Origin of the sequence: Streptomyces camelliae, assembly GCF_027625935.1 — a bacterium.
Taxonomy (GTDB): Bacteria; Actinomycetota; Actinomycetes; order Streptomycetales; family Streptomycetaceae; genus Streptomyces; species Streptomyces camelliae.
The window spans coordinates 298,647-324,849 of sequence record NZ_CP115300.1; the positions used below are offsets into that span (position 1 = coordinate 298,647).

The following is a 26,203-nucleotide window of genomic DNA, read 5'->3' on the forward strand; positions in this document are numbered from 1 at the left end:
TGTTCGCCGGCCGCGGTCATCCGCGCCGCCGCAGGGTGTCGTCGACGGTGCCGGCGTCGGACGCCGCGCGCAGCACGGCGAGGCGGGTGAAGCGTCGGTCGAAGTCCTCCCGGGTCAGCCCGTGTTCCCGGTAGGCGTCGGCGAGTTCGAGGGCGCCCTGCTTCACCGTCCACTCGCAGTCGAAACCGGGCACCGCGGCGCGGAACCGGGAGAAGTCCACCCGGTACGAGCGCGGATCGGCACCGGTCTCCCCGGTGATCACCACCTTCGCGCCGGACACCGCCTCGGCGACCTGCTCGGCGATCTCGGCGACCGTGACGTTGTTGGTCTCGCTGCCGATGTTGAACGCCCGGTCGTGCACCGCTTCCCGCGGCGCGACCAGCGCGGCCGTGAAGGCGCGCGCGATGTCGGCGGCGTGCACCAGCGGGCGCCATGGGGTGCCGTCGGAGAGCACCAGGACCTCGCCGGACAGGAGGGCGTGGCCCACCAGGTTGTTCAGCACGATGTCGGCGCGCAGCCGGGGGGAGTAGCCGAAGGCGGTGGCGTTGCGCATGAACACCGGGGTGAAGTCGTCGTCGGCCAGCGCGTGCAGGTCGTCCTCCACCCGCACCTTGGACTCCGCGTACGGCGTCACCGGGCGCAGCGGGGCGTCCTCGGTCACCAGGTCGCCGCCGCCGGCGGCGCCGTAGACCGAGCAGGTCGACGCGTACAGGAAGCGCCGTACTCCGGCGTCGCGGGCCAGCCGGGCGAGCCGCACGGACGCGTGGTGGTTGATGTCGTAGGTGAGCTCCGGCGCCAGCGAGCCCAGCGGGTCGTTGGACAGGGCGGCCAGGTGGATCACGGCGTCCACCCCGGCCACGTGTTCGGACGTGACGTCGCGCAGGTCCACCCGGTGCCCCGGCGGGTCCGCGGGTGTCGGGCCGAGGACGCAGTCGGCGAACAGGCCGGCGTCGAGGCCGACGACTTCGTGCCCGGCGGCCGTGAGTACCGGGGCCATGACGGTGCCCAGGTAGCCCTGGTGTCCGGTCAGTAGTACGCGCAAGGTTCAATCCCCCAGGTTGAGCGTGAGTTTGGTGACGGCGAACGCCTCGGCATAGCGCTCGTGGCATTCGATGCCGCGGATCCGGGCAAGGCCGAGGAAGGCCTCGCGGTCGTACCAGGGCCGGTGTCGCTGCGAGGGGTAGTGCTCCTGCAGCAGCCGTACCTTCTGTTCGGCGATCTCCGGTGACAGCGGCTGGTACGCCGACGGACGGCCCAGGTCGCCGTCCCACTTGACGATCTCGTAGCCGAGGACCATGTGGTCGCGGAATGCGGTGGGTATCAGCTTCGCCAGGCCGCGATGGTCCTGGTGAGCGTCATCGGTGCGCGGGGCCAGTACGAGCTCCGGCTCGGTCTGCGCGCGCAGCTCCTCGACCGCGGCCTTGGCCTCCTCCCAGTGCGCGGGCAGCCGGCCGTCCGGCAGCTTGTGCACGGTCAGCCGCAGGTCGGCGCCCGGGCAGAAGGCGGCGAGCGCGGCCTGCTCCTCCTGCTCGCGCTCGCTGCCGCCGCCGGAGAGCACCAGCGCGTCGACGCGGACACCCGGCCGCGCGCGGCACAGCGTCAGCAGGGTGCCGCCGGCGCCGATGGCGATGTCGTCGCAGTGCGCGGCCACCGCGACGATCCGGTGCAGACGCCCGGCCCCGAGCCGGATCACGCGCTCACCGCCGCGCTGTCCTGTTCCCACACAGCCCACGGGCGGTCGCCCCGGGCGTAGGCCTCGTCGAGCGCGGCTCGCTCCTTCACGGTGTCGGTCGGCTTCCAGAAGCCGCGGTGCTGGTGCGCCACCAGCCGCCCGCGCTTGGCCAGTTGGGCGCATCCGTCAGCGACCAGGTCCCCGTTCTCCGGGATGTGCTCGAAGACCTCCTGGCGGAGAACGAAGTAGCCGCCGTTCTCCCACAGCGGCAGTTCGCTCACCGCGGTGATGCCCCCCACCAGGCCGTCCTCGCCCAGGTCCACGCAGTGGAACGAGGACTGCGGCGGCACCACCATCATCGACGCCCCGGCGTCGCGCCGGGCGAAGTTCTCGATCATCTCCGGCAGGGGGGCGTCGGTGAGCACGTCGGCGTAGTTGGCGAGGAACATCTCGTCGCCGTCGAGGTGGTGCCGCACCCGGCGCAGCCGCTCGCCGATCGGTGACTCGATGCCGGTCTGCACGAACGTGATCGTCCAGTCCGCGATGTCGGTGGACAGCAGCTCGGTCCGCCCATTGCGCAGTACGAAGTCGTTGGACGTCGTCTCCTCGTAGTTGAGGAAGAAGTCCTTGATGTGGTGAGCCCCGTACCCGAGGCACAGGATGAACTCCGTGTGCCCGAAGTGCGCGTAGTACCGCATCACGTGCCAGATCAGCGGCCTGGGGCCGACCATCGCCATCGGCTTGGGCACGTCGTCTGCGGCGCCGCTCCGCATCCGCATCCCGTAACCGCCGCAGAACAGTACGACCTTCATCGCTTGACCTCGACAATGCTCAGTTCCGGGATGGGAAAGACCAGCCGGCCGCCCCAGTCGTGCACGAAGGACAGCTGCTCGACCAGCTCGGCCCGCAGGTTCCACGGGAGGACGAGGACGTAGTCCGGTCTGTCGGCGGCTATCTGCTCGGGCGGCAGGATCGGGATGCGGGTGCCCGGGGTGAACCTGCCGTGCTTGTAGGGGTTGCGGTCGACCGTGTACGGGAGCAGGTCGGGCCGGATGCCGCAGTGGTTGAGCAGGGTGTTGCCCTTGCCCGGGGCGCCGTAGCCGACGACCGTCTCACCGCGCTCGGCCGCCTCGATGAGGAACCGCAGCAGGTCCCGGCGCACCTTGGCCACCCGGGCGGAGAACTCGGTGTATCCGGACAGCTCCTGCAGCCCGGCGGCCTTCTCCCGGCCCAGCACGTCGGCCACCCGCTGTGTCGGCTCGCCGGCCACCTCGGCCGGCCGGGCCCACAGCCGGATGGAGCCGCCGTGCGTGGGCAGCAACTCGACGTCCACGAGCGTGAGTCCTCCGCTCGCCAGGGCTCGGATCGCGGAGGCGACCGTGTAGTACTGGAAGTGCTCGTGGTAGACGGTGTCGTACTGGTTCTCCTCGATCAGGGTCAGCAGGTGCTGCACCTCTATGGAGACCCAGCCGTCGTCGGCGACCAGGGCGCGCAGCCCCTGGGTGAACCCGACCACGTCGGGGATGTGCGCGTACACGTTGTTGGCCACGACCAGATCCGCCGGGCCGTGCTCGGCGCGGACGGCCGAGCCGGTGTCCGGGCTCAGGAACTCCGTGAGCGTGGGCACCCCCGCCTCCCGTGCCGCGGCGCCGACGTTCACGGACGGCTCGATGCCGAGGCAGCGGATCCCGCGGTCCACCACATGCCGCAGCAGGTACCCGTCGTTGCTCGCGACCTCGACGACGAAGGCGTCGGCGCCGAGACCCACCCGCTGCACGGCGTCGGCGACGAATGTCCGCGCGTGCTCCACCCAAGAGGTCGAGTACGAGGAGAAGTACGCGTACTCCTTGAACGTCTCCTCCGGCGTGATCAGCGGCGGGATCTGCGCGAGCCAGCAGTCGGTGCAGACCCGCAGGTGCAGCGGGTAAGTCGGTTCCGGCTCGTCCAGTTGGTCCGCGGCGAGAAAGCTCTCGCACGGTGGTGTCGCCCCGAGATCGACGACGCTCGCCAGCGTCTCCGAGCCGCAGAGTCGGCATCGTGTCACTTACTGCCCCCCATTGATTCCGTCCGACCCGCGATCGCGGTGCGGTACTCCTCCACCAGGCGCTCAAGGCCGACGGCCGGGCTGAAGCCCTGCTCGTAACGGCGCCGGGCCGCCTGGCCCATCTCCCGGTTGCGGCCCGGCTCGGCCGCGATCCGGCGTATGCAGGACGCGAGCGAGGCGGGCTCGCCCGGCCGGTGCAGCAGGCCGGTCACCCCGTCCTCGACGAGTTCGACGAAGGCGCCGTGACCGGCGGCGACGACCGGTACCCCCACCGCCATCGCCTCCACGACCACCAGCCCGAACGCCTCCAGCCATGTCGAGGGAGCCACCACGGCGACCGATCGCGCGAGGGCCTTCCGGCACTCCGCCGTGTCGTACAGGCCGACGTAGCGCACGTCGTCCCGGCTCGCCGCCCAGGCGGTCACCTCGGGCTCCAGCGGCCCCGCGCCGGCGATCACGAGCGGCACGCCCACACCACCGTCCGCGGCGATCTCGTCCCACGCGGCCATGAGCAGGCGTACGCCCTTGGCCTCCGCGAGCCGGCCGAGATAGAGCAGATGCTCGCCGGCGCCGACTCGGCACGTGCCCGGGTCGGGCACGAAGTTGTGCTTCACCGCCAGCCGCTCGGCCGGCATGCCTGACCGCACCAGCACGTCGCGCTGCGCCGCGGAAATGCAGAAGAACCGTTCCACGCCGGACCACCAGCGCCGCCGGTTGACCGACAGGCTGACCGCGAGCGGCACCGTCGCAAGCCGGGAACTCCGGTAGCAGCCGTGCCGGACGGCGGGCAGTGGTGCGGAGCCGACGCACTCGGCGCACGGCCGGCCGTCCCGCTGCAGAGTGCCGGGCGGGCAGACCTGGGTGTAGTTGTGCAGCGTGGCGACGGCGGGCACGCCGGCGTCGGCGCAGGCGGCCAGCACTGCGGGCGACAGGAGCGGGAAGACGTTGTGGACGTGCACCACGTCCGGCCGCTCGGTGCGAAGCCGGGTGGCGAGTTCCGCGCGGACCGCCGGGTTCCACGGCACCAGCAGCGGCATCGCGGCCTTGGCAAGGAGGGACCGGGCAGCGATGTCGTCGCTGCGCCGCTCGAACACCTCGACCCGGTGGCCGGCCGCGCGCAGCAGCTCCACCTCCTGGTCGACGACCTTGTTCTCCCCGCTCGGCTGCGCCGAGGCGTAGCGGTTGTGCACCACGAGGACATGCATGCTCAGGTCACCTCCGGTCTTCGGGCCCGTCGCAGGATGTGTTGTCGAGGGACTTCGCGCGTCGAAAGCCGAGGGACTTCGGGCGTCGAGAGGTCAGCGGCCGCGGCAGGTGCCGCCAGCAGCGAGGCGGCCAGGGCCAGATGGAGCAGATACGGCGAGGCGTCGCCAAGACCGGCCTCGGTGTACGAGGCGATCGCGCAGTAGCTGATCAGGAAGATCGCGCAGGCCCTCTGCAGCGACGGTGGCCGCAGCAACGCGACGCCGCCGAGCACGATGATGATCGCCGCGACGAGGGTGACGCCGATCAGACCCTGCTCGTTGTAGACGGCCAGCCAGCTGTTGTCGATCGGCAGCCCGCCGAACGACTTGTCGCCCAGGCCCACGCCGAACACTTTCTCCGAGGTCGACCGGGGCGCGGCCAGCAGGGCGTCCCACACCTTGGCCCGACCGGTGAGGCTGGAGAAGTTCTCCTGGCTCTGTCCGCGCAGGAACCACGCCTGGAGCGCGGAGGCGAACCCCACCGCGGCCACCGCGGCGCACAGCACGGTCCAGGTGAAGAACCGCCGGGCGGCTTTGCTGGTCAGGAGGAGCGAGCCGATCGCCAACGCCAGCCCGATGAGCAGGCCGAGCGTGGCCGTCCGGGTATGGGTCAGCGCGAGCAGGACGAGTGACGGCACGATCACCACCGCCGCGCCGGCCCTGTCGGTCCGCCGGTCCAGGACGAGCAGCACGGTGAGCCCGATGATCACCGCTGCGTACTGCCCGATCTGCGGCGGGGTGAGCGGCCACAACGCGCCGACAAGGCGTCCGCCGTAGAGGTCGGGCAGGGCCGCGCCCGGCGAGATGACCAGGCCGGCGGCCACCGATCCGAGCACCGCGAAGTACATCCGGATGTGGTGCCGTACGAACGTCAGGCTGCCGTCCCACCAGCGGGTGAGCAGCCACAGCGTGCCGACGAAGAGAGCCAGCCGGAAGCAGCGGAACAGCGCGCCGAAACCGGACTCCAGGTGCGCGCTGGAGATCACGCTCGATACCAGCAGCAGGGTGAGCAGGAGCACGTAGGCGCTGGCTCGGATGCGCAGCCGGAGATTGACCACGAGCGCCAGGGCGAACGCGGCGACCAGGGCGCCCATGGTGACCATCTGGATGAGGGAGCGGGGCAGCGGAATGATGGTCTTCGCCCCGGCGGAGCCGAGCGTGTTGAGGACCAGCAGCCCCCAGACTGTCCCGACGATCTTCGGCGTGTGGTCCCTGCCCATCTCAACCACCGGCCCGTGGGTCGAAGGTGCTGCCCGCGTCCTGCCGGTAATCCGTGCCCTGCCACTGCTCGAAGTCGAGCACCCGGCTCGGGTCGTAGGCGACGAACTGCCACGGTCCGAGGTAGACGTTGTCGTGCCAGCGGTTGTCCTGCCTGTGGGTGATCGCCTCAGCCACCTTCTCGCCCTGGTACGGCGACCAGTCCGGATACGTGCCGTAGTTGGCCAGCACCGCCATGCGGTCGCACTTCTCCGTGCACTTGACGACGGACTTGTCGAGCACGAAGCGGTTGTCGTGGATGTCCACCCGCTGGGTCTTCCATCGGCAGTCGGCGTAGAGCGGTGGCTTGGCGATCGCCGGCTCCGCGCAGCGGTCGGTGTTCTTCACCAGCAACGTGCAGTCACCGGACGAGGTGTTGGCCGGGCTGTTGCAGAACCGGTCGGCGTTCTCCCACAGGGTGATCCCGGACCAGTTGTTCTCCAGCACGTTCCCGTAGATCTCGATCTTGTCCGTGCGGGCTCGGATCCGTGGTTCGCCGCCGGACTCGGAAAGGTAGACGGTCGCGTACGGGAAGTTGTCGCCGCTGTCGGCGTACCTGCGGCCCTCGACCCAGTTGTTCCGCCGGATCGTGTTGTTCCGGATGACCGCGTTGTAGCTGGTCTCGTAGATCAGCGCGGCACCGTCGTTGGCCTCCAGCACGTTGTCCTCGATGCGGAAGTCGTTGTTGTTGGTGTCCGCCCACAACCCTGTTCCGCGGTTGTCGTGCACCCAGTTGCCGCGTACGTCGGCGCCGTTGACGGCCCAGAACTTGATGCCTCCGGTACAGCCGCAGCCCTTCCGCCGCCGCTCCCAGTCGCCGGTGTTGTTGCCCACGATCTCGTTGCCCTCGACCACCAGGCCGCTGATACGGCCGGTGGCCTTGTATGCGTTCATGCCGTACTGACCGTTGTCACGCAGGCAGCTGGCGCGGACCTGCTGACGGGCACCGGCCATGAGCCCGGCACCGGAGTTGTACTGGATCGTCGCGTGCTCGATCACCCACCCGTCGGCCGAGTCATGGTTGACCACGCCCTCGTCCGGCGGCGCCACGAAACCTTGCACGGTCAGGTAGCGGATGGTGACGTTGCGGGCGGTGCCCCCGAACGCGTACTGGTTGTTCTTCCGGCCGTCGAGCACCGCGCCCGGCGCACCGAGGTAGCGGTCCCCCTCCTTGGGGATGACCTGGGCGTAGCGGTCCGGGTCGAGCCTGTGCTTGCCCGGTCGAAGCCAGAACTCGGTGTGCGGGGGGCTGCTCTTGGTCTTCGCAGCCAGGTCACCGACCACAGCCGGGTCGACCGTCACCGCGCCCGCCGGCGCCTTCGCCGGCCCGGCCGCGGGCTTGGCGCACACCCGGGCCACGGATCGGGCCGCGGACGTGGACGTGGACGCGGCAGCGGTCGGCCCCGCTGCCGGGGCGTCCGACGTCCCGTCACAGCCGGTCGCCACCAGCAGGGCCAGCGATGCCGCCGCCAACGCCCAGTGCCGCCTCTTGATCCCCACGCGCCCCCCTAGCCGCGGAACCTGAGCACGGTGGTGAAGCTCTCCGCGCCGTCGGCGAAGCCGGTGCCGACCAGCGTTGTGGTGGGTTCCTTGCGCCCGAATCCCGCGGAGTACCAGCCCAACGGTGGTTCGGTCTCGCCGCGATGCGCCCGCCAGGACAGCTCCCCGGGCAGGTCGAGCACCGCGGAACGACCCTCGCCGTCCCGGATCCAGGTGAGCACTGCCCGGTTCCCCACCAGGTCCGCGGCGATCGCCGGGCCGAGGTGGAACGCCAGGTGCACGGCCCGGCGCGGACCGCTCACCTCGTCAACCACCCTCAGCTCCTGGCTCGCGGTGGTCAGCTCCACCCGGCGGCGGTGCACGGAGCGCTGGTAACCGTCGTGCTCGGCGCACCAGCGGGCCACTCCCTCGTCGGATGTGTCCGCGGCCAGGACGCGGCTGTGGGCATGCCGGGTCCACAGGAACGGGCCGCCGGAGACGGACTGGTCGCTGCCGTCCAGCTGCAGGGTGTTGTGGCCGAGGGTCGACCGGAAGTACTGCCGCCACTGGGGCTGCCCGTGATAGCAGAACGTCCCCGGGTCGGCGAGGACGTCGACCCCGTCGTGCCGGACCTCCACGGACAGCGCGTCCGCGTGGGCGTGCGCGGCGATGGACAGGAAGCCGTGCGGGCCGCCGTCGCAGCGGCACCAGATCTCCCCGGGACCGCGCAGGATGGTGAGGCCCGCGTCGGCGAAATGAGCCGGTCGGCTTGCCGGGCGGGTCACGGCCGGTGCGGTGCCCTCTTTCGCGTACGGCCGGATGAGCGCGGCAAGCAGCGGGGTGCGCACATCGGTTCCGGTCGCCTCCGGCCACCAGGCGAGTCGCCCGAACACGGCGTCCCCGGTGGCCAGCAGCGAGGCCCAGCGGTTGGTGCCCGCGCCGTCCACGACCAGACCGTGCCCGTCGTCCGCGTCCCCCTGGCGCGGTGGCCGCAGCCGGCTGTCCACGATGGCGGCGAGCGCGTCGATCATCCGCAGCAGCAGCAGCCGGATCGACGCGGGGACCGGCACGCCTGCGGCATCCGCCTCGGCCACCGCGGCCAGGCCGAGCTCCAGCACCAGTCCGTGATACTCGGTGGCCAGCTCGCGGTTGAGGCCGGAGGCGAAGGTGTTGCTTCGCAGATGCCGCTCCAGCGACCGCAGCGCGTCGCCTCGCCAACGCGCCGAGGCGGGGAACCAGCCGAACGCGCAGGCCGCGGCGAACTGCCCGGCGGCCTCGGCGATGGCGTGGTTGTTCGCCGAAGACCCCCGGCTGGGGAAGGCGGCCAGCCAGCGCTGGTGGTGCCAGATCTGGTTCAGCGCCACCGGGTTGCCCTCGAACAGCCCGGCCGCGCCGGGCCAGCCTTCGAGCAGCCGGCGGATCCACACCCAGGACAGCAGCCTGATGCCCAGTTCGATGCCGCTGATCCAGTGCACGCCGCGCAGCGGTGGGTTGGCCGCCCACCACGACCGCAGGTGCTCGGCGACTCGCTCGGCGTACCGCTCGTTCCCGGTGAGCGCGTAGGCGGCGGCGAGCTGGGTGAGGTACTGATGCCGGGACAGCTCCCAGATCTGCTTGATGTCCCCGACCGCGTCCTCGTTCCGGTACGGCACGTCGAAGGCGTAGCCCCACGGAGCCCGGCGCCCGGTCTTCGGGTCGCACCACCAGTCCGGGTCGGCCAGGTCGTCGCGGACCACCCCGAAGTACTCGGCGTGTCCGTACATCAGCCGGTCCGCCTCGGCGATGAGGCGTTTCGTGGCGTCCGGTGACACTGCGGCGATCGTCCCGGCGGGCAGCACCGCGGTGAACCTGGCGCCGGTCACGCTCGGACCGTCCGGCCGCGCGGACCGCCACCGGCGTCTGCGCACCGCGTCGCCCATCCGGCCCGCGACCTCCTGTGGTCCCATCCGGGACAGTCGCCGCAGGTACCAGCCCGCGCTCATGGTCATCGCGCCCGCTCCAGCGTCACCGGCGCTCCGCCGGCCAGGCCGGCCTGCACGGCGAGGGTGGCCGCCGTGGTGGCGACCAGCGACTGAATCGGCACCGGCATCGGCCCGCCGGTCCGCACGGCCTTGATGAACGCGGCCAGTTCGGCGTTCTGGCCCTTGTCCCGGGCCTTGGGAAGCCGCGAACTGACCCACCGCTTGCGGCGGTCATCGTAAACAGCGGCACGGACGAAGTCGTCGAGTCGCAGCACCTTGCCGTCCGCGACGAGGTCCAGCGTCTCCTTGGGGAAGCCGGGCGCGCCGGTGGTGACGTAGCTGATGGTGGCGGTGGACCCGTCCGGGTAGCGCAGCACGACCTGCAGGTCCTCGTTGCCGGACGGGGCGACCGCGTACACCGAGACCGGGTCGGCCTCCAGCAGCCAGCTCGCCGTGTCGATGAAGTGGCCGCCCTCGCCGGCGAAACGCGAGCCCTCGGTGCCCTGTTGGAGGTACCAGCTGCCGTGCTGCAGCCGGCCCGCGTTGACCAGGTAGCGCAGGCTCGCCGGACCGCTCCGGGCGCCGAAGCGCCGGCGGGCCTCCTGCAGAAGCGGTGCGAAGCGGCGGTTGAAGCCCACCTGCAGCCGGTCGTTGCCGGACTTCTCCACCGCCGCGAGCACGTCGGCCAGCTCGTCCTCGTTGAGGGCCAGGGGCTTCTCCACGAAAACGGTCTTGCCGGCCAGCAGTGCTCTTCGGGTCAGTTCGGCGTGCGAGCTGTGCCGGGTGACCACGAACACCGCGTCGATGGACTTGTCGCCGAGCACGGCGTCGAGGTCGGTGGTCGCTTCCGCGAAGCCGAACTTCCGCTGCGCGTTGGCCGCGGACAGCGCCGTCGTGGTGACGACCGTCGACAACTCGACGCCGTCGCGCTGTGCCAGGTGCGGCAGCAGCATCGACGTCGCGTAGTTCCCCGCGCCGACGAACGCGAGCCGCACCGGCGTCCTGGTGGCGCGGGCCGGACTCGGCTTCACGTTCACCGCGGGCACGGCCACCGCCGGGGCCGCCGCCTCCCCCGTGTCCTCCCCCTGTCCCGGGTACCGGAACAGCACGGCCACGGCCTTCAACTCGCCGTCCTTCAGGCGCTGGTACGTCTCGACCGCGTCGTCGAAGTCGCTGACGTGGGAGACCAAGGGCTCCACGTCGACGCTGCCGCGGGCGAGGAGATCGAGGAAGCACGCCAGGTTGCGGCGCTCGGTCCAGCGCACGTAGCCGATCGGGTAATCACGTCCCTCCAGCTCGTACTCCGGGTCGTAGCGCCCGGGGCCGTAACTGCGGGAGAACCGGACGTCGAGCTCTTTCTCGTAGTACGCGTTCCACGGCAGGTCCAGGCGGCACTTGCCGATGTCGACGACCCGGCCGCGGTCGCGGCAGAGGCGGGCGGCCAGCTCGACGGGCTGGTTACTGCCGCCGCCGGCGGCCAGGTACACCTGGTCCACGCCGTGACCGCCGGTGAGTTCGGCGACGGCAGTCTCCACGGCCGCCGACGCGGGATCGCCGCAGGCCGCGGCACCCAGGCGCTCCGCCAGCTCGCAGCGCACCGGGTCGGGGTCGGCCCCGATGACGCGGACTCCCGAGGCGGTGAGGAGCTGTACCACCAGCTGCCCGATCAGCCCGAGGCCGATGACCAGGGCCACTTCGCCCAGCTGTGACTCGCCCTGGCGGACGCCCTGCAGCGCGATCGACCCGACGGTGCCGAAGGCCGCGTGCTGCGGCGCGAGGCCGTCGGGCACCGGGGTGTAGAGGTTCTTCGGCACCCAGTTCAGCTCGGCGTGCAGCGCGTGCTCGTTGCCGGCGCAGGCCACGAGGTCGCCGGCCTTCACGTCGTCGATCCCGGCGCCGACCTGCTCGACGACCCCGCACAGCGAGTAGCCCAGCGGCGTGTAGGAGTCCAGCTTGCCCATCACCTTGCGGTAGGTGGCGGGCACCCCGTTGGTGGCCACGCTCTGCATGACCTTGGCCACCTGGTCCGGCCGGGAGCGGGCCTTGCCCAGCATCGACATGCCGGCCTCGGACACCTTCATGAGCTCGGTCCCGGTGGAGATCAGCGAGTAGGCGCTGCGGACCAGCACACCGCCCGGCTTGCACCCCGGCACCGGAACGTCGAGCATCGCCAGCTCGCCGGTCTTGTAGTTCTGTACAACCTGCTTCACCCGAACTCCTCTGAAATTCCTAAGCCGTCAACCGAGTGCTCTGGCCGGACCCAGAGGTCGCGTCGCGATACCAGTACTCGACGGTCAGTACGTGCCACAGATGCTTGGAGAAGTCCCGCTGCCCGGCGGCGTCCTCGGCGACCATCCGCGCCAGCGCGTCGCGGCGCAGGATCCCGGAACGGACCAGCTCGCCGTCGTTGACCACCTCGCGCACCAGCGGTGCCAGATCCCGGCTCATCCAGGCCCGCAGCGGGGCGCTGAACAGGCCCTTGGGCCGGTACACGATCTCCCGGGGCAGGATCGAGGTGGCCGCCTCCTTGAGGACGGCCTTGCCCTGCCGTCCGACGATCTTGCGGTCGCCGGGCACGGCGAACGCCGCCTTGACCACCTCGACGTCCACGTACGGCACCCGCACCTCGGTCGACGCGGCCATGCTGGACCGGTCCGTGTACGTGAGGTTCAGGCCCGGCAGGAACATCCGGGCATCGGTCAGGCACATGCGGTTGACGAAGTCGTCGAGGTCGTTGTCCTGGTAGACGTCCGCATGTTCGGTCAGCACGTCCTCGACCGTCCCGGCCAGGTCCGGATCGACCAGGGCGAGCAGCTCGTCCTGGTCGTACATGGTGTAGCTGCGCCGGAAGGCGGTCTCCTCGGGCAGGTCGGCGAAGGAGAGGAACCGCTTCGCGAAGCGCACCGATCGGTAGCCCCGGCGGGACGTGGCGACCGGCAGCCTGTCCACGGCCCCGGACAGGCCGCGCCGCAGGGACCGCGGGAGGCGCTGGTAGCGCAGGGCGATCAGGTTGGCCAGGTGCTTGCGATAACCGGCGAACAGCTCGTCGGCGCCCATCCCCGAGAGCATCACCTTGACCCCGGCCTCTCGTGCGGCCGAGCAGATCAGGTAGGTGTTGATCGCGGCGGGGTCGCCGATCGGCTCGTCCAGGTGGTACGTCATCTGCGGCAGCAGGTCGAGCACGTTCGGGGCGATCTCGATCTCGTGCAGATCGACGCCGAACCGCTCGGCCACCTGCCGGGCATGGCGCAGGTCGTCCGGCATCGCCTCGAACTTGGCGTCCTCGGCGCGGAACCCGATCGTGTAAGCGGAGATCCCTGGTTGCCGGCGGGCCGCCAGTGCGGTCAGGTAGCTGGAGTCGAGGCCGCCGGACAGGAAGGTCGCCACGGGTACGTCGGAGAGCAGGTGGCGCCGAGTCGACTCCTCGACGATGGCGGCCAGGTCCGGCTGCTCGCCGGCCCGGGCCCGCTCCCGGCCCTCGGCGGCGACGTCCTTCAGGTTCCAGAACCGGCCGCGCTCCACCCGGCCGTCGGGCCGGCACCGCAGCCAGCTCCCCGGCGGCAGCTTCTCCGCTTCGTGGAACACGCACCGTGAGTCCGGCACCCAGTAGTACAGCAGCGAGGCCACCAGCGCCGCATGGTCCACCTGCAGCGACCGGCCGGTCGCGGCGGCGAGCGCCTTGAGCTCCGAGGCGAACACCAGGCCCTCGCCGCGCCGGAGCAGAAACAGCGGCTTGATGCCGAGCTGGTCGCGGGCGAGCACCAGGTCACCGGTTCGCTCGTCGAAGATGCCGAACGCGAACATGCCGCGCAGCCGGGGCAGGCAGTCCGTGCCCCAGCGCCGCCAGGCCTCAAGGAGTACCTCGGTGTCGGAGGTACCGCGGAAGCGCACCCCGGCGGCTGCCAGTTCGGCACGCAGCTCCGGCGCGTTGTACAGCTCGCCGTTGTACGTCAGGGCGAGGCCGTCCGAGACCATCGGCTGGGCGCCGGTCTCGGACAGGTCGATGATGGCCAGCCGGCGGTGCCCGAGGTGCACGTCGCCGTCACCGGCGGGGTGGCTGTATCGGCCCGCCCCGTCCGGACCGCGGTGGGCGAGGGTGTCGGTGAGCCGGTCGGTCACGGCCTTTCCGTCCGGCCACCGGTACGTGCCTGCGATGCCACACATGTCCTACCGCGCCTCCTGGTCGTTGCCCGGGACGCGTGCGGCCCACATCGGCTGCCGCTCCGTCCGCGGCTGGCTCGTCCCGTTCTGCCGGGCCGGCCGCTCGGCACGGCCGCGCAGCGCTGTGTGCAGCCCGTCCCACAATGTGCCGTCGGTCCGGTCGCGCGGATCGGGATCGATCAGCACCACACCGATCACCGGAATGCTCTGGTCCGCGAGCTGTCGCGCCACGGTGTGCAGCCATGCGGCGCTGCCGTGGCCGGCACGCACCACGAGCACGGTCTGGGTTCCGAGGTACTGGAGGTCGGTCCACGCCGTGCCGGGCGCCACCGAGCCGACGCCGATCCGGCGCCCCTCGGGCGACGCGGTCGCGGCACGCTCGCCGCTGACCACGGTCGGGTCTCCCGGCTTCGGGCGCCGGCCTGCAAGCTGCGGGCCGGGCAAACCGTCGACGACGGTCACCGGCCCCTCCGCCGCCATAGCCCTGGCGAGGTCCAGGGCGATCAGGCTCGTGCTGTGCGCACAGCCCAGTTCCAGCAGCGACACCGGTTCCGCGGAGTCACGCGTGGTGCGGACCAGGGTCGCGGTGAGCCGTTCGCGTGTCACCCGGGTCCGTCGGCGCTGCCACAGCCGGCCCGACCGGCGGGGCAGCTCCGCGATGACCGAGGCGCCCAGGTTCGCCGCGATGTCCCGGCGCAGCACGGGGCGGTCCGCCACCACCGTGCCGACGGCGGCCAGCGCGAGCCCGAGGACGAGTCCGAGGACGAGCCCGATCGCGGCGTCGGTGACAGCGGCCTTGGGCAGGGAGTGGCGCACCGCGCGCGGGGCGTCCACGATCTGCGTGCCGGCGATGACCTGGGGCGTGCCGGTGCGCGCGTCCGCGGCGCGCTGGTCGAAATCGGAGATGCGCGAGTTGAGTTCGGCCCTGCGGGCGAAGAGCGACTCGATGCTCGCCGCCGCTTTCGGGTTGCTGTCCGGCGATCGGTCTCCGATCTCCTTGTTGACCTGGGCGAGCTCGTCCCGCATGCGGTCACGCTGGTCGAGCAGGGCCTTGGCCTCGGCCTGCGCGGTTTCCTGCATCCGTTGGACATGATCCGCGACGAACGCGTCGGCCAGCGCCTTGGCGCGGGCCACCGCTTGCGCGTCGCTGTCCCCTGTCACGGTGATCTGCAGCAGGTTGTTGGTCAGGCCGGCACCCTTGTAGTCCCGCATGAAGTCCTCAGGTTTCACCGGGGACTTGAGGGACTGCAGGGCCTTGTCGGCGATCCGCGTGGTCTGCAGCAGCTGGACGTCGGTGCGGATCAGCGTTCCGGTGTCGTTCGGCTGGTCCTCCGCGTGCGCGACCAGCACTTTGGTCACCGCGGTCGGCCTCGGCGGCATCAGGACCGCCAGCGCGCCGCCGGCCAGCAGGCCGAGGAGCGCCATGGCGTACCAGAGGCGGCGGCGCCTGCGCACCGCCACCACCAGCGCCTGCAGGTCGATGAGCGGAGTGGCGGCCGACGACTCGGAAGTCGTGCTCGTCGTCACGCTGAACCTCCCCTCGCATGGCCGTGCACCGCGAGCGCGAGAGTGGCGTCATCCGGGAGCCGGCCGGCAGACCGCGTGTCACGGGCGCGGACCGTGCCGGCGACGACGATGCCGACGACCTCATGCCTGCCGTCCGCACACGCCCCGGCGATGCCGGCGAGCTCCTCCGCGGTCCAGCTGCCCGCGCTGAGGACGACCAGGGCACCGGACTCGGTGGCGCGATCCGGCACGATCGGCCGGTCCATCGAAACTTCCACCACCCGCAGCTGCGGATCGCTCTTGGCCTCGGCGGCGAGCTGTCCGGCGGCCCGGCGGGCGATCTCGTCGCCGTCCGGTACGACCACCAGCAGCCGCCGGGGGGACGGCAGTTGGTCCCGCAGGTGAGCGCACACCCGCCGGTAGCGGAGCCGTCTGACGGCCTCGTCGTCGGACCTCTGCGGGGCCGGCAGGTCCCACCGGGTGTCGACGCCGAGGAGTCGGCGGATCCAGGCTCGTGGGCCACCGTCTTCCGGCTGGTGCCCGCCGTGCCGTTCATCGGGCACGTCGACGGTGCCCAGCAGCGCCGAGCCCAGCGCCGCGGCGATCTCCGGTTCGGTGCGCAGTCGGCGATTCATCCGTGCGGCGACGAGATGGCCGATGACCGCGAGCAGGAAGAACAGCAGCGCCCCGGCGACGACGAGCTGCATCCTCGTCGGCGGCGCCTCGCCGGTCGGCCGGGCGGCCGGCCCCATGACGACCATGCCTGCCTTGTTGGTCGCCGGGCCGGCCTCGTCCAGCTTCTTCATGGCCTCCTCCAGCGAGGTGCGCAGGTTCTCAAGCGCGGTACGGGCCTGCACGCTCTCCACGGTCCGCCCCGGATCGGCCGCCTTGGCCAGGTCGGTGATGCGGCGGTTGGTCTCCTCGACCTTCTTCCGCAGCGCATCGGACTCCGTGGCTGCTGCGGAGTCGGTGCCGCCGCCTGCGATCCGCGCGGCGAACCCGACGAATTGCCGCGCCACTTCATCGGAGAGCTGCTGTGCGCGCTCCGGGGTGTCGGCCGTACCGGAGATCTTGATGATGTTCCCGTCGGCGGCCTTGGCGGTTACCCGATCCCGCAGGTCGGCGCCGCTGACACCCTTCCAGCCGAGCGTGGCGGCCGCGCTGTCGACCACCGTCGAACTGGTCGCTACGTCCACCTGGGTCAGCAGCTCGCGTTCTTCCCACTGCCCGGGCAGCAGGACCGATGCCGACGTCGTGTACCGCGGCGGAAAAACCACCGAGACGCCGTAGCCGACGAGCGCGCCCACGACGGCGAGGACGGCGAGAAGCCGCCAGCGCCGACGGAATATCCGCCCGATGGTGACCAGGCGTATCGTGTCCTCGCTCAACTGCGCTGCCTCTTCCCTGTCCGGACCGGGTCGCCCGCCGACACCGGAGTGTGGTCACGGCAGGCGGCGGCGTAGGCGGCGAGCAGCGACGCTTGCGAGTTCTGCCAGGAGAGCGGCCCGCTGATCCGCTCCTGGCCGATCTTGCCCATCCGGGCCCGTTTCTCGGGATCGTCCAGGAGCAGCGCGATGAGCTCGGCGAATCGGGCCTCGTCGTTGGCGGGCGCGTAGACGGCGGCGTCACCGGCGGAGACGCGCGCCTCCTTCAGGTCGAACGAGACGATCGGCCGACCCATCGCCATGTACTCAAGGACCTTGTTCATGGTCGACACGTCGTTGAGCGGATTGCGCGGGTCGGGGGAAAGACACACGTCCGCGGTGGACAGATAGCGCACCAGGTCGGCATCCGGAATGCGCCCGGTGAACTGCACCTGCTCACCGAGCCTGAGCCGCCGGGACATCTCCACCATCGCGTCGAAGGCGTCACCGGAGCCGACGAACACCGCATGCCAGTCGGTGCGCCCGTGCTCGTCGCGCAGCTTCGCGAGGGCCCTCAAGGCGTAGTCGACGCCGTCCTGAGGGCCCATGACGCCGAGGTAGCACAGCAGATAAGGCTTGCCGCGCTTCAACTCCGGCTCGGGCGGCACCGGTTGGAACCGGTCGGTCTGGGGTGCGCTGCGCACCACGAAGACGTCCTCGGGCCGCCGACCGCCACGGCGCAGCGCGACGTCCCGGTAGCTCTCGTTCGTGGCGAGGACGACGTCCGCGGCTCGGTAGGTCCGCTTTTCCAGCGCGCACACGGCGCGGTAGAGCAGATCCTCGCCGCGGTCGAACCGGGAAAGGTACAGCTCGGGTACCAGGTCGTGCTGGTCGAAGACGAACCGCGCGCCGCGCCGCTTCAGCCACAGTGCCGGCAGGAACAGCAGGTCGGGCGGGTTGCAGGCGTGGACCACGTCGACCGGGCCGACCTTGCGGGCCAGCCGGGCCGTGTGCCACAACGCCGATCCGTATTCCCTCACGTAGCCGGCCGGCCCTCCGGTGGCCGCGCGCAACGGGTAGCGGTGGATCCGCACCCCGTCGATCTCCGCCTCCGGCTCCGTGTCGCGCTTGGTCCCCTGCGGACAGATGACGTGTACCGTCCAGCCCGCGTCGCGCAGCGTCGTGCACTCCTGCCACACCCGCCGGTCGAACGGCACCGACAGGTTCTCCACCAGGATCAGCGCGCGCCGGTTCGCCCCGTCGCCGCTGGTTGCGTTACCAAGCAAGGCCCATGTACCCCGGTTCGGTTCGGCGCGCCTCGGCGTCGGGAAGGCGGACAAGGTCGACGATCACCGGTTCTCCGCCATGGGGCAGCGCCGACAGCACGGCCGGGTCCCTGGTCCCGACCAGGCATACCTCGGCGTGCTGGAGCACCTCGCCGACGGAGTCCGCGAGCAGCTGCGCGAGGTGCGGCAGCCGGTTCTCGATGTACTCGCGGTTCGCGCCGAGCAGCCGGGAGAGGCTCACGTTGGCGTCGTAGATCTTGAGGTCGTACCCCTTGCCGAAGAGCCTCTCCGCCAGCTCGACGAGCGGGCTCTCGCGGAGGTCGTCGGTGCCGGGTTTGAAGGACAGCCCGAACAGGCCCACCTGGCGTTTGCCGGCGCGCTCGACCAGGTCCACCGCGCGCTGCAGATGGTCGGAGTTGGAGGACAGCACGTGGGAGAGGATGGGTATGGAGACGTCGGCCCGCTGTGCCGCGTGGACCAGGCTGCGCAGGTCCTTGGGCAGGCAGGAGCCTCCGAAGGCGAAGCCGGGCCGCAGGTAGGCGGGACTGATGTTCAGCTTGCGGTCGGCCAGGAACACGTCCATCACCTGGTGCGAGTCCACCCCGAGCGCCTGGTACACCGCGCCCAGCTCGTTCGCGAAGCCGATCTTGAGGCCGTGGAACGCGTTGTCCGCGTACTTGATCGCCTCGGCCGTCGGGACCGGCACCCGGAACACCTCGCCGGGCAGGCCGTCGTACAGCGCCATCACCGCGTCGCCGCTTGCCGGGTCGAGCTCGCCGATGACGGTCTTGGGCGGGTCGAAGAAGTCCCGCACGCTCGTGCCCTCGCGCAGGAACTCCGGGTTGACCACGACCCCGATCTCCACCCCGGCCGTGCCGCCGACGTTCTTCTCCAGGATCGGTACCAGCAGGTTCAGGCAGGTGCCCGGGAGCATGGTGCTGCGGAACACGACCGTGTGCCGGCCCCCTTGCTTGGCCCCCTCGGCCAGCGCGGTGCCGATCTGCTCGGTGACCCGCTCCAAGTATGTCGTGCACAGGCTGCCGTTGGGCTCCGACGGCGTGCCCACGCAGACCAGCGACACCTCGCTGTCCATGATCGCCTCGCGGACGTCGCCTGTGGCGCGCAGCGCTCCGGTCCGCACGACCTCGGCGATGAGCTCGCCGATCCGCTCCTCGACCACCGGGGCCTTGCCGTCGTTGACCAGGTCGACTTTCACCTGGTTCACGTCCACCCCGATGACCTCGTGTCCCATGCTGGCCAGGCACGCGGCCGATACGCAGCCCACGTAGCCGAGCCCGAAAACGCTCACTCTCATGTGTCTCTCCCCCCAGGCAGGCCCTTGTGGCCTGTGCTCCCCCTGTGCAGGCCCTTGTGACCTGCGATCCGCGCGTCGGCCGGACGACGCCCCTCACCCATCAGTAGGCCCCCTGCCCATGGAGCACGGCACGCATCGTCTTCCACAAGATCACTGTGTCGAGGGCGAGCGACCAGTCCTCCACGTACCGCAGGTCGAGGCGGACCGCCTCCTCCCACGGCAGGTCGCTGCGTCCGCTGATCTGCCACAGGCCGGTGAGCCCGGGCTTGACCAGCAGCCGCCGCCGGATGTCCGGGTCGTACGCGGCGCACTCTTCCGGTAGCGGAGGCCGCGGACCGACGAGCGACATCGATCCGGTAAGTACGTTGAAAAGCTGCGGGAGTTCGTCGATCGAGTACCGGCGCAGCACTGCTCCCACCCGGGTCACCCGCGGATCCCGGCGGACCTTGAACAGCAGCCCTGCGCCCTCGTTGCGCTCGGCGAGCTCGGCACGTGCCCCGTGAGCCCCGGCGATCATGGTACGGAATTTGAGAATGGTGAACTCGCGGCCGTCCTTGCCGACTCTGCGCTGACGGTAGAAGGCCCCGCCCCGGCTGTCCACCAGCACAAGCAGCGCGACGAACACCATCAGCGGCGCGAACAGCATCAGCAGGACCGCCGCGCCCACCCGGTCGACGACCCCCTTGATCGCCCGGCGGCCCCCGGTGAAGGCCGGCATGCTGACCCGCAGCAGCGGTATCCCGAGCACCGCGTCGACGTGCAGCCGCGGGCCGGCCACCTCCATCAGCACCGGGGCCACGACCATCTCGGCATCGCTGCCTTCGAGGTTCCAGGCCAGCCGCTGCAGCCGGTCCGGCGTCCAGTGCGGGTCCGGTGTGACCGCGACGACGCGGTAACCGTCGTGGCGGACGTGCTTGGCGACGTCCGCCAGTTGACCGACGACCGGCACTCCGTCCAGTTGGTCACCATCGAGCCCGCGACCGTCCGTCGTGCACACCGCCTCCACTCGCCAGCCGATGTGCGGAAACTTGCGGGTCCGGGTGATCAGGTCGCGCACGGTGGCCGGGCTCCCGGCAGCGAGCACCGGTCTCAGGCACCGGCCTTCCTTGCGCTGTTTGTGCAGCCAGAGGCGGAGCAGATACCGCGCGGTCATGGTGACGAGCGCGATCGCGGGGATCGCGACGAAGATCCAGAGCTTGATGTTGCGCGAGGTGAGGGCGATCCCGCCGAGTGCCAGTACGACGGTCGCCGCGAACAGTGCGCGTCCGAGCCGACGGAATTCCTCGGCGCCCTGGCCGAGCACGGCCGGAGCCCACGACCGGCTCACCGCAAGCGCTCCCAGCACCAGCAGCTCGGTGCCGAATGCGAGAATTCCCCATTTCTCGTGCCAGTTGGCCGCGTCCCGTGCCCCGAAGAAGTTGCCGATCGCCGCCACCACCAAGGCGGTGGCCACGGTATCGCTGGTGATCACGATACGGCGGTACAGCTGCTCCCAGTCGTTCGCGGGCCGGCTGATTGCCCCGTTCGCCAGACGCCCGCGCGCCGACGAAAAAGGGCCGACTAGTCCCCCCTGTCGCACAGAACCCCCCGGTCCTCAGTGATTGGACGTGATCGCCTGACACCGTTCCTCCCGCAGGAGACCCCCCAGTCCCCCGGCGCATGACATCCCGGCTACTTCAGCGCCACTTGAACAACCCGCCCTGGCCGCAGCTGACTCGCATGGCCTGCCAGACCCTCGAACTGCATGTGAACCCGTCGAAACCTCGGGTACTCCCCGCACCCAAAACCCCACTCGGGCTCCACGAATTGATCACCCCCACGTCCGGCGCCAGAGACGCGGCAGCTGGCCGTCTGTATCGCAGGACCCATAGATCATCATTTGTCGCCTCGTGTCCCAGCATGCGAAGCACGGTCAATCTAGACCATCAGGGCCCGTCTGGAGAGAGGGATGTGTGGAATTCGTGCTCAAGATTTGAAGCCGGGTTCATGGATGGGTGACCGCCTGCGGGTGCCCCGGTGACGGAGGAGGCGCTTGTGACCTGTGATGAGGGAGTTCCCCAGGCTGCCGGCACCGGCAATCCCGAGGCTTCCCGGCACTGGTTGCGTCCTGGGAAGTGGTGTACGGGTTCGACCTGATCCGGGGGTTTGCTCCCGCGTCGGGGTGACGCCCGCATAGATGAACGGCCACCGGCTGATCTTCGAGATGTCGAGTCACGAAGGAGATCAGCACGATGACCGCACCCGACAGTCTGCCCCTGCACGCCCTCGCGGAGGACAACCTCGCAGCGGCGAGTCCCGATCTGCTGCGCGCGATGGTCAAGACGTTCGCGGACGCGCTCATGTCCGCCGAGGCCGATGCCCTCTGCAATGCTGAATACGGGCAGGTCAGCGACGAGCGAGTCAACCATCGCAACGGGTATCGCCTTCGCGAGTGGGACACCCGCGCGGGCACCGTCGAACTCGCCGTTCCCAAGCTGCGTCAGGGCAGTTACTTCCCGCACTGGCTGCTGGAGCGTCGCCGCCGGGCTGAGCAGGCCCTCATCAGCGTGGTCGCCACCGCCTATCTGCTCGGCGTCTCCACCCGCCGAGTGGAGAAGCTCGCCGAGAGCCTGGGCGTCACCCAGCTGTCGAAGTCCCAGGTCAGCGCCATGGCCAAGCATCTCGACGAACAGGTCGCCGCGTTCCGCAACCGGCCCCTGGACGCCGGCCCCTACGCGTTCGTCTGGGTGGACGCGCTCACGCAGAAGGTTCGCGAGGGCGGCCGCATCATCAACGTCCACGCGCTGATCGCGGTCGGCGTCAACGCCGATGGGCACCGTGAGATTCTCGGCCTGGACGTGGCCACTGCCGAGGACGGCGCCGGCTGGCTGGCCTTCCTGCGCTCCCTGATCGCCCGCGGCCTATCGGGCGTCCAACTGGTCATCTCAGACGCGCACATGGGCCTGGTCAACGCGATCGGGGCCACCCTGCCCGGCGCGAGCTGGCAGCGATGTCGTACTCACTACGCCCGCGCGTTGCTGAGCCAGGTGCCCAAGTCGGCCCAGCCGTGGGTGGCCACGCTGCTGCGGACCGTCTTCGAACAACCCGACATCGATGCAGTCCAGTCCCAGATGCGGCACGTCCTGGACGCATTGGAGGCCAAGTTCCCCAAGGCGGCAGCCCACTTGGACGCCGCTCAGGGCGATGTGCTGGCGTTCACCGCGTTCCCGCGCGAGATCTGGCGGCAGATCTGGTCGAACAATCCGCAGGAACGGCTCAACAAGGAGATCCGCCGCCGCACCGACGTGGTCGGCATCTTCCCCGACCGCACCGCCCTGATCCGCCTGGTCGGCGCGGTGCTGGCCGAGCAGAACGACGAGTGGACCGAAGCCCGCCGCTACATGGGACTCGACCTGCTGGCCAAGGCCCGCCTCCACCCGATCGAGTCAGAAACCGACGACACAGTCATCCCGACGGAACTCACCGCATAGCCTCAAAGAAGAGATCACCGAGTGGCCGTCGATACACCACTCCCGCGGACGTGACCCCGGCACTGCCGACCGGATCGTCGCCGTCGACTCCACGATCGTGCGCGCTCACCAGCACACCGCCGGAGCCCGCCCAGACGGGCCGCGGCCGTTTGGGGGCGTCCAGACGGATCGGCGGCCACCGCCACGACGCCAGATGCGGTCCTGGCCGACAAGACACCCCATGCTGCTACCCGGTCAAGCGGCTGCCGCGAGTGGGGAACACGTCGGCTGGTGGAAGGCGATGGTTTCGTCGAACTTCTCGTGACGTGCCAGGCAGTGATGGAGTTGGCCAAGCATGCGGTTGAACGGGTCGCGGAGGGCTGCGTGGTAGCGATCGCCGTTGCTGCGTCGGCGGTTGTCGTCGCCTGCGATGGACAGCTCCCGGTTGACGGTGTCGGCGTCCATCTCGTCCGCCCGTGCTGCCGCCAGCTCTGCTGGGTGGCCTGTACGTGTTCCTGCTGGCGGCCGGGGCGTGGGACTCGACGGGTGGCTGCGCTCCCGCCCGGACCAGCTGCGCGGCTTGTTGGTCGGAACCGCCGTCTCGGCTGCGCTGCTCGCCGTGATCGTGCTGCCGGTACTGCCGCCCCTCCAGCGCGGTCTGGACGTACGGCATCAGCTCGAATTCGGGGGACGTCCGCGTGGCCGCCACCCTCTCCAACCCCTACGGCGTGCACAACGTCGAATGGGGTGGCCACGTCTACGTCTCTACGTCTGTACAGGCCCCCGCCGCCCCTGGGCGAGATGGGGCCCGAACTGCGCAACTACGCGTGACGCCCCCGCTCCAACGGTAGGAGCCGGACGGCATGAAGCGTCCTCACAGCTGCATCACTGGTCCTCTCGCTGGGTCCAGCCCCGAGCATTACCCGGCGCTACATGTCCGTTCGCCGTAGCTGATACCAGAACAGGGCCCTGATCCCCGTGGGTTCAAAGAAGCCGAAGGCTCTTCAGCCGGAACCCACGGGCCCACCGGTCCGCTTCAGGTCGGTGCATCCGTGGGTTCGGCAGGAACACGAGGATGCTGTGCAAGCCGAAGAGCTTCGGCCGTGACATCGGCGTCGACCTGTGCCGGTGTTCTATCGCCGTATTCGAGGACGTCGTACTCGTCGTCCAGGTCGACGAGTCGCTCGGCCAGTGGCAGCTCGTGCCCGAAGCGCTGGTGGATCCGGAAGGCCAGCTCGCGTGGCGTCAGCTCGCCAGCCACCATCCGAGCGGCAAGTGCTCGTGTGGCGGCTTCTTGTCCGGCAACACTGTCCGCTGAGTAGAAGGTGAGGCCCAGTTCGTCGAGTGCCGGAGGGAGGAGGTCGGGGACGTCGTAATCCGCCTCCGCGCGTGTGCACGCCGCCAAGATCCGCAGGGCAGGACTGTCGAGGCCGGCAACGAGTGCATCACAGGCAGCAGCGACGACCTCGGCTGCGCGGATCTCGCCCATGCTCCAGAGAACGGCACGGTCCTGAAGCTCGCGGGCGGCTGGTTCGGTCGACGGCATCTGCCCATGATCTCGTCAGTGGGTTGAGCAGGTCGAGTGGGTTTCACTGCGATACGTGCTCGGGAGCTTCTCCCAGAAGCGCAAGGCAAGTTCCGGCCACCTGGCCCGGCTACGATCTCCGGCTGAAGCACGGGGGCCTCTTGGGAGGGAATGGGGCGGGGTATGGCGCGATGGAAGGAACTGCCCGGTGGCATGGACCCGGTCGTGGTGGAGTTCGTCGGGCCATTGCGTCGGCTCAAGGACGACAGTGGTCTGAGTCTGCCCAGGCTCGCCGCACGGACGGGTTACAGCGCGTCCTCGTGGGAACGATACTGAGCGGCCGCCTGATGCCGCCGAAGGCGGCGGTCGAGGCGCTGGCGGCGGTCACCGGCACCGATCCGGCACTGCTGATGGCGCTCCATGAGACGGCAGCCGATTCCTGGCAACGAGACCGGCCGCTTTCGGACACCGATGAGGAGCGCGGGGTACCGGACCGGGATTCCGTCGGGGACCACGGTGCGTCGGGCCACGAACCGCTGCACATGACCGTTACGGCAGGCCCTGTTCAGCGGCCCGTGACACGTCCGATGCTGTACCTGACCGCTGCGGCATCGGCCCTGGCGGGAGCGGCGATCGCCGTGGCGGTTCTGACGGCGGTCCACGGCCAGAGCCCGACCGCTTCGCCTCGCACGGCGGCAGTGGCCCGTCCGATCGCCTACGCCTGCAAGGATGTCCGCAAGGACGGGGCGTGGCACGCCGGGAACAGCGACACCAGCAGCGACACGCTGGAAGTCGACATGTCGGGCCCGGAGGTCGCCGAACTGCGTGCGCGGTTGGTGCAAGCACAAGGTCCCACCGAGGATGCCATCGTTGGTGCGGTCACCGACTCTCCGGCGGAGCCCCTACGCTGCTGCTGGGTCGGTACGACACCGGCGGGCGCCTGCGCTCCATCGGGCGCAGCACGTCGCTCCCCCACGCCGCCGGCCGGGCCCTGGCCCCACTGATCATCCCATCCGAAGCCGATCACCCCTGGACGGGCTGGACCTTCTCCGCCGGGTGGGGTGGGGCACCCGCGAGACCCTCCACGTCACCCTTGTCCGGCCGGAGTTGGTCGTGGAAGTCGGGGTCGACGTCACCCGTGACAGTGCCGGACGTCGGCGGCACCCCGCAAGGTGGTACCGACCTCGTCCCGAGCTCACGCCCGCCGATGTCCGTCCGGCACTTCGCGGAGGCCTGAGTGCCTGCGGGCGGCGAGGGCGGTCGTACGAAAGCAGTACGCCCGACTCAGAGACGAGTGGAGCGCAGATCCAATCTGGGATGACACGGGTCTTCCAGCTACCCCCTGAGGATGGCGTACGGGTCTGGGGCGTGGGTCGGGGAGTTCGTCCCGCCACTTTATGAAGCCGGTACCGTGGTGCTGCGGGTGGCGGGGTCCAGTGCGTGCAGGGCCGTACCGAAGGTCACGACGCGTTGCTCAGGCCTACAAGGCCGTTGCCCCCCCTTCCTCGACCACACCGACGCGGCGGTACGCGATGCCGCCCTCATCACCGCTCTCCCCCTGGCCGAACACCCCGACCTCACCCAGCACCAGGACCACCCCACCGCCCTGCAAACCGCAGACGACACCACCAGCCCCAGCACCGACCCATGGACCGGAGGCTTCACGGACGCCCCGCCCTTCTGACCACCCCCACGACCAGGCCGACGCGCGAGCATCAACCCGTGCTCCCGCCGCCATCCCACCCCGAGGACGGCCGACAACACGCCAGACCAAACCCCCGACCAGCCCGAACACGCCCGGATCCTTTAGACCCCCGACAGAAACACCGACACACCGCAGCGTTCTCAATGAACCCCGAACAACCCGGCCGGACACCCCCGCCGCGTCATCACCAACCCGCAGAACGCCCCGCACCGTTATCAGAAAACACCCAACACCC

The 26,203-nt window shown here is 70.2% G+C and carries 21 protein-coding genes; 3 read left to right on the top strand and 18 right to left on the bottom strand.

Translation table 11 applies throughout. The annotated features are described in order from the left end of the window. Positions 1 to 16: 16 nt before the first annotated feature. From O1G22_RS01400 to O1G22_RS01470, 15 genes are all read right to left on the bottom strand, one after another. Positions 17 to 1,042, bottom strand: a complete 1,026-nt coding sequence (locus tag O1G22_RS01400) for an NAD-dependent epimerase/dehydratase family protein (RefSeq protein ID WP_270079572.1) — start codon at positions 1,040 to 1,042, stop codon at positions 17 to 19. 3 nt (positions 1,043 to 1,045) lie between these two features. Beyond that, positions 1,046 to 1,693 carry a PIG-L deacetylase family protein gene (locus tag O1G22_RS01405; RefSeq protein ID WP_270079573.1) on the bottom strand — a complete coding sequence of 216 codons (648 nt, stop codon included), beginning with the start codon at positions 1,691 to 1,693 and terminating at the stop codon, positions 1,046 to 1,048. Continuing rightward, positions 1,690 to 2,484, bottom strand: coding sequence for a glycosyltransferase family protein (locus O1G22_RS01410; RefSeq protein WP_270079574.1), 795 nt, complete (start codon positions 2,482 to 2,484; stop codon positions 1,690 to 1,692). The genes O1G22_RS01405 and O1G22_RS01410 overlap by 4 nt, the downstream gene beginning before the upstream one ends. Beyond that, complete coding sequence (locus tag O1G22_RS01415) at positions 2,481 to 3,716, bottom strand: class I SAM-dependent methyltransferase (RefSeq protein WP_270079575.1); 1,236 nt, start codon at positions 3,714 to 3,716, stop codon at positions 2,481 to 2,483. The genes O1G22_RS01410 and O1G22_RS01415 overlap by 4 nt, the downstream gene beginning before the upstream one ends. Beyond that, positions 3,713 to 4,921 (bottom strand): glycosyltransferase, encoded by a 1,209-nt coding sequence (locus tag O1G22_RS01420; protein ID WP_270079576.1) that lies wholly within the window; start codon positions 4,919 to 4,921, stop codon positions 3,713 to 3,715. Before O1G22_RS01420 ends, O1G22_RS01415 begins: the two co-directional genes overlap by 4 nt. A gap of 2 nt (positions 4,922 to 4,923) precedes the next feature. Continuing rightward, entirely contained in the window at positions 4,924 to 6,180 is a 1,257-nt protein-coding gene (locus tag O1G22_RS01425; protein WP_270079577.1) for an O-antigen ligase domain-containing protein, read from the bottom strand. A 1-nt stretch (position 6,181) separates the two neighbouring features. After that, a complete protein-coding gene (locus O1G22_RS01430; protein WP_270079578.1) occupies positions 6,182 to 7,717 on the bottom strand; it encodes a right-handed parallel beta-helix repeat-containing protein in 1,536 nt (511 codons plus the stop codon). Between the two features lie 8 nt (positions 7,718 to 7,725). Continuing rightward, on the bottom strand, positions 7,726 to 9,684 hold the full coding sequence (locus O1G22_RS01435; RefSeq protein ID WP_270079579.1) for a heparinase II/III family protein: 1,959 nt from the start codon (positions 9,682 to 9,684) through the stop codon (positions 7,726 to 7,728). Beyond that, positions 9,681 to 11,867, bottom strand: a complete 2,187-nt coding sequence (locus O1G22_RS01440; protein WP_270079580.1) for a bi-domain-containing oxidoreductase — start codon at positions 11,865 to 11,867, stop codon at positions 9,681 to 9,683. The genes O1G22_RS01435 and O1G22_RS01440 overlap by 4 nt, the downstream gene beginning before the upstream one ends. 19 nt (positions 11,868 to 11,886) lie before the next feature. Beyond that, positions 11,887 to 13,821 (bottom strand): asparagine synthase (glutamine-hydrolyzing), encoded by a 1,935-nt coding sequence (gene asnB / locus O1G22_RS01445; protein ID WP_270079581.1) that lies wholly within the window; start codon positions 13,819 to 13,821, stop codon positions 11,887 to 11,889. Between the two features lie 3 nt (positions 13,822 to 13,824). Then, positions 13,825 to 15,345, bottom strand: coding sequence for a Wzz/FepE/Etk N-terminal domain-containing protein (locus O1G22_RS01450; RefSeq protein WP_270079582.1), 1,521 nt, complete (start codon positions 15,343 to 15,345; stop codon positions 13,825 to 13,827). Next, complete coding sequence (locus O1G22_RS01455; protein ID WP_270079583.1) at positions 15,342 to 16,712, bottom strand: Wzz/FepE/Etk N-terminal domain-containing protein; 1,371 nt, start codon at positions 16,710 to 16,712, stop codon at positions 15,342 to 15,344. Before O1G22_RS01455 ends, O1G22_RS01450 begins: the two co-directional genes overlap by 4 nt. Beyond that, positions 16,709 to 17,974 (bottom strand): glycosyltransferase family 4 protein, encoded by a 1,266-nt coding sequence (locus O1G22_RS01460; RefSeq protein ID WP_270079584.1) that lies wholly within the window; start codon positions 17,972 to 17,974, stop codon positions 16,709 to 16,711. Before O1G22_RS01460 ends, O1G22_RS01455 begins: the two co-directional genes overlap by 4 nt. Further along, positions 17,964 to 19,289: a nucleotide sugar dehydrogenase gene (locus tag O1G22_RS01465; RefSeq protein WP_270079585.1), complete on the bottom strand. Its 1,326-nt coding sequence runs from the start codon at positions 19,287 to 19,289 to the stop codon at positions 17,964 to 17,966. The genes O1G22_RS01460 and O1G22_RS01465 overlap by 11 nt, the downstream gene beginning before the upstream one ends. 100 nt (positions 19,290 to 19,389) lie before the next feature. Beyond that, on the bottom strand, positions 19,390 to 20,868 hold the full coding sequence (locus O1G22_RS01470; protein ID WP_270079586.1) for a sugar transferase: 1,479 nt from the start codon (positions 20,866 to 20,868) through the stop codon (positions 19,390 to 19,392). A gap of 652 nt (positions 20,869 to 21,520) precedes the next feature. Here O1G22_RS01470 and O1G22_RS01475 point away from each other — a divergent pair. Beyond that, complete coding sequence (locus tag O1G22_RS01475; RefSeq protein ID WP_270079380.1) at positions 21,521 to 22,759, top strand: IS256 family transposase; 1,239 nt, start codon at positions 21,521 to 21,523, stop codon at positions 22,757 to 22,759. 234 nt (positions 22,760 to 22,993) lie between these two features. Here the strand turns inward: O1G22_RS01475 and O1G22_RS01480 are convergent, their stop codons facing one another. Then, a complete protein-coding gene (locus O1G22_RS01480; RefSeq protein ID WP_270079587.1) occupies positions 22,994 to 23,203 on the bottom strand; it encodes a hypothetical protein in 210 nt (69 codons plus the stop codon). 571 nt (positions 23,204 to 23,774) lie between these two features. Then, positions 23,775 to 24,284, bottom strand: a complete 510-nt coding sequence (locus O1G22_RS01485; RefSeq protein ID WP_270079588.1) for a hypothetical protein — start codon at positions 24,282 to 24,284, stop codon at positions 23,775 to 23,777. Between the two features lie 192 nt (positions 24,285 to 24,476). Here O1G22_RS01485 and O1G22_RS44455 point away from each other — a divergent pair, with 192 nt between their 5' ends. Together O1G22_RS44455 and O1G22_RS01490 are read left to right on the top strand one after the other, a co-directional pair. Continuing rightward, on the top strand, positions 24,477 to 24,599 hold the full coding sequence (locus tag O1G22_RS44455) for a helix-turn-helix domain-containing protein (RefSeq protein WP_333492473.1): 123 nt from the start codon (positions 24,477 to 24,479) through the stop codon (positions 24,597 to 24,599). Further along, entirely contained in the window at positions 24,584 to 25,267 is a 684-nt protein-coding gene (locus O1G22_RS01490) for a hypothetical protein (RefSeq protein WP_270079589.1), read from the top strand. Before O1G22_RS44455 ends, O1G22_RS01490 begins: the two co-directional genes overlap by 16 nt. A 19-nt stretch (positions 25,268 to 25,286) precedes the next feature. Here the strand turns inward: O1G22_RS01490 and O1G22_RS01495 are convergent, their stop codons facing one another. After that, the gene (locus O1G22_RS01495; RefSeq protein ID WP_270079590.1) at positions 25,287 to 25,427 is read right to left on the bottom strand and encodes a hypothetical protein; all 141 of its coding nucleotides are present in this window, start codon (positions 25,425 to 25,427) and stop codon (positions 25,287 to 25,289) included. Positions 25,428 to 26,203 lie beyond the last annotated feature (776 nt).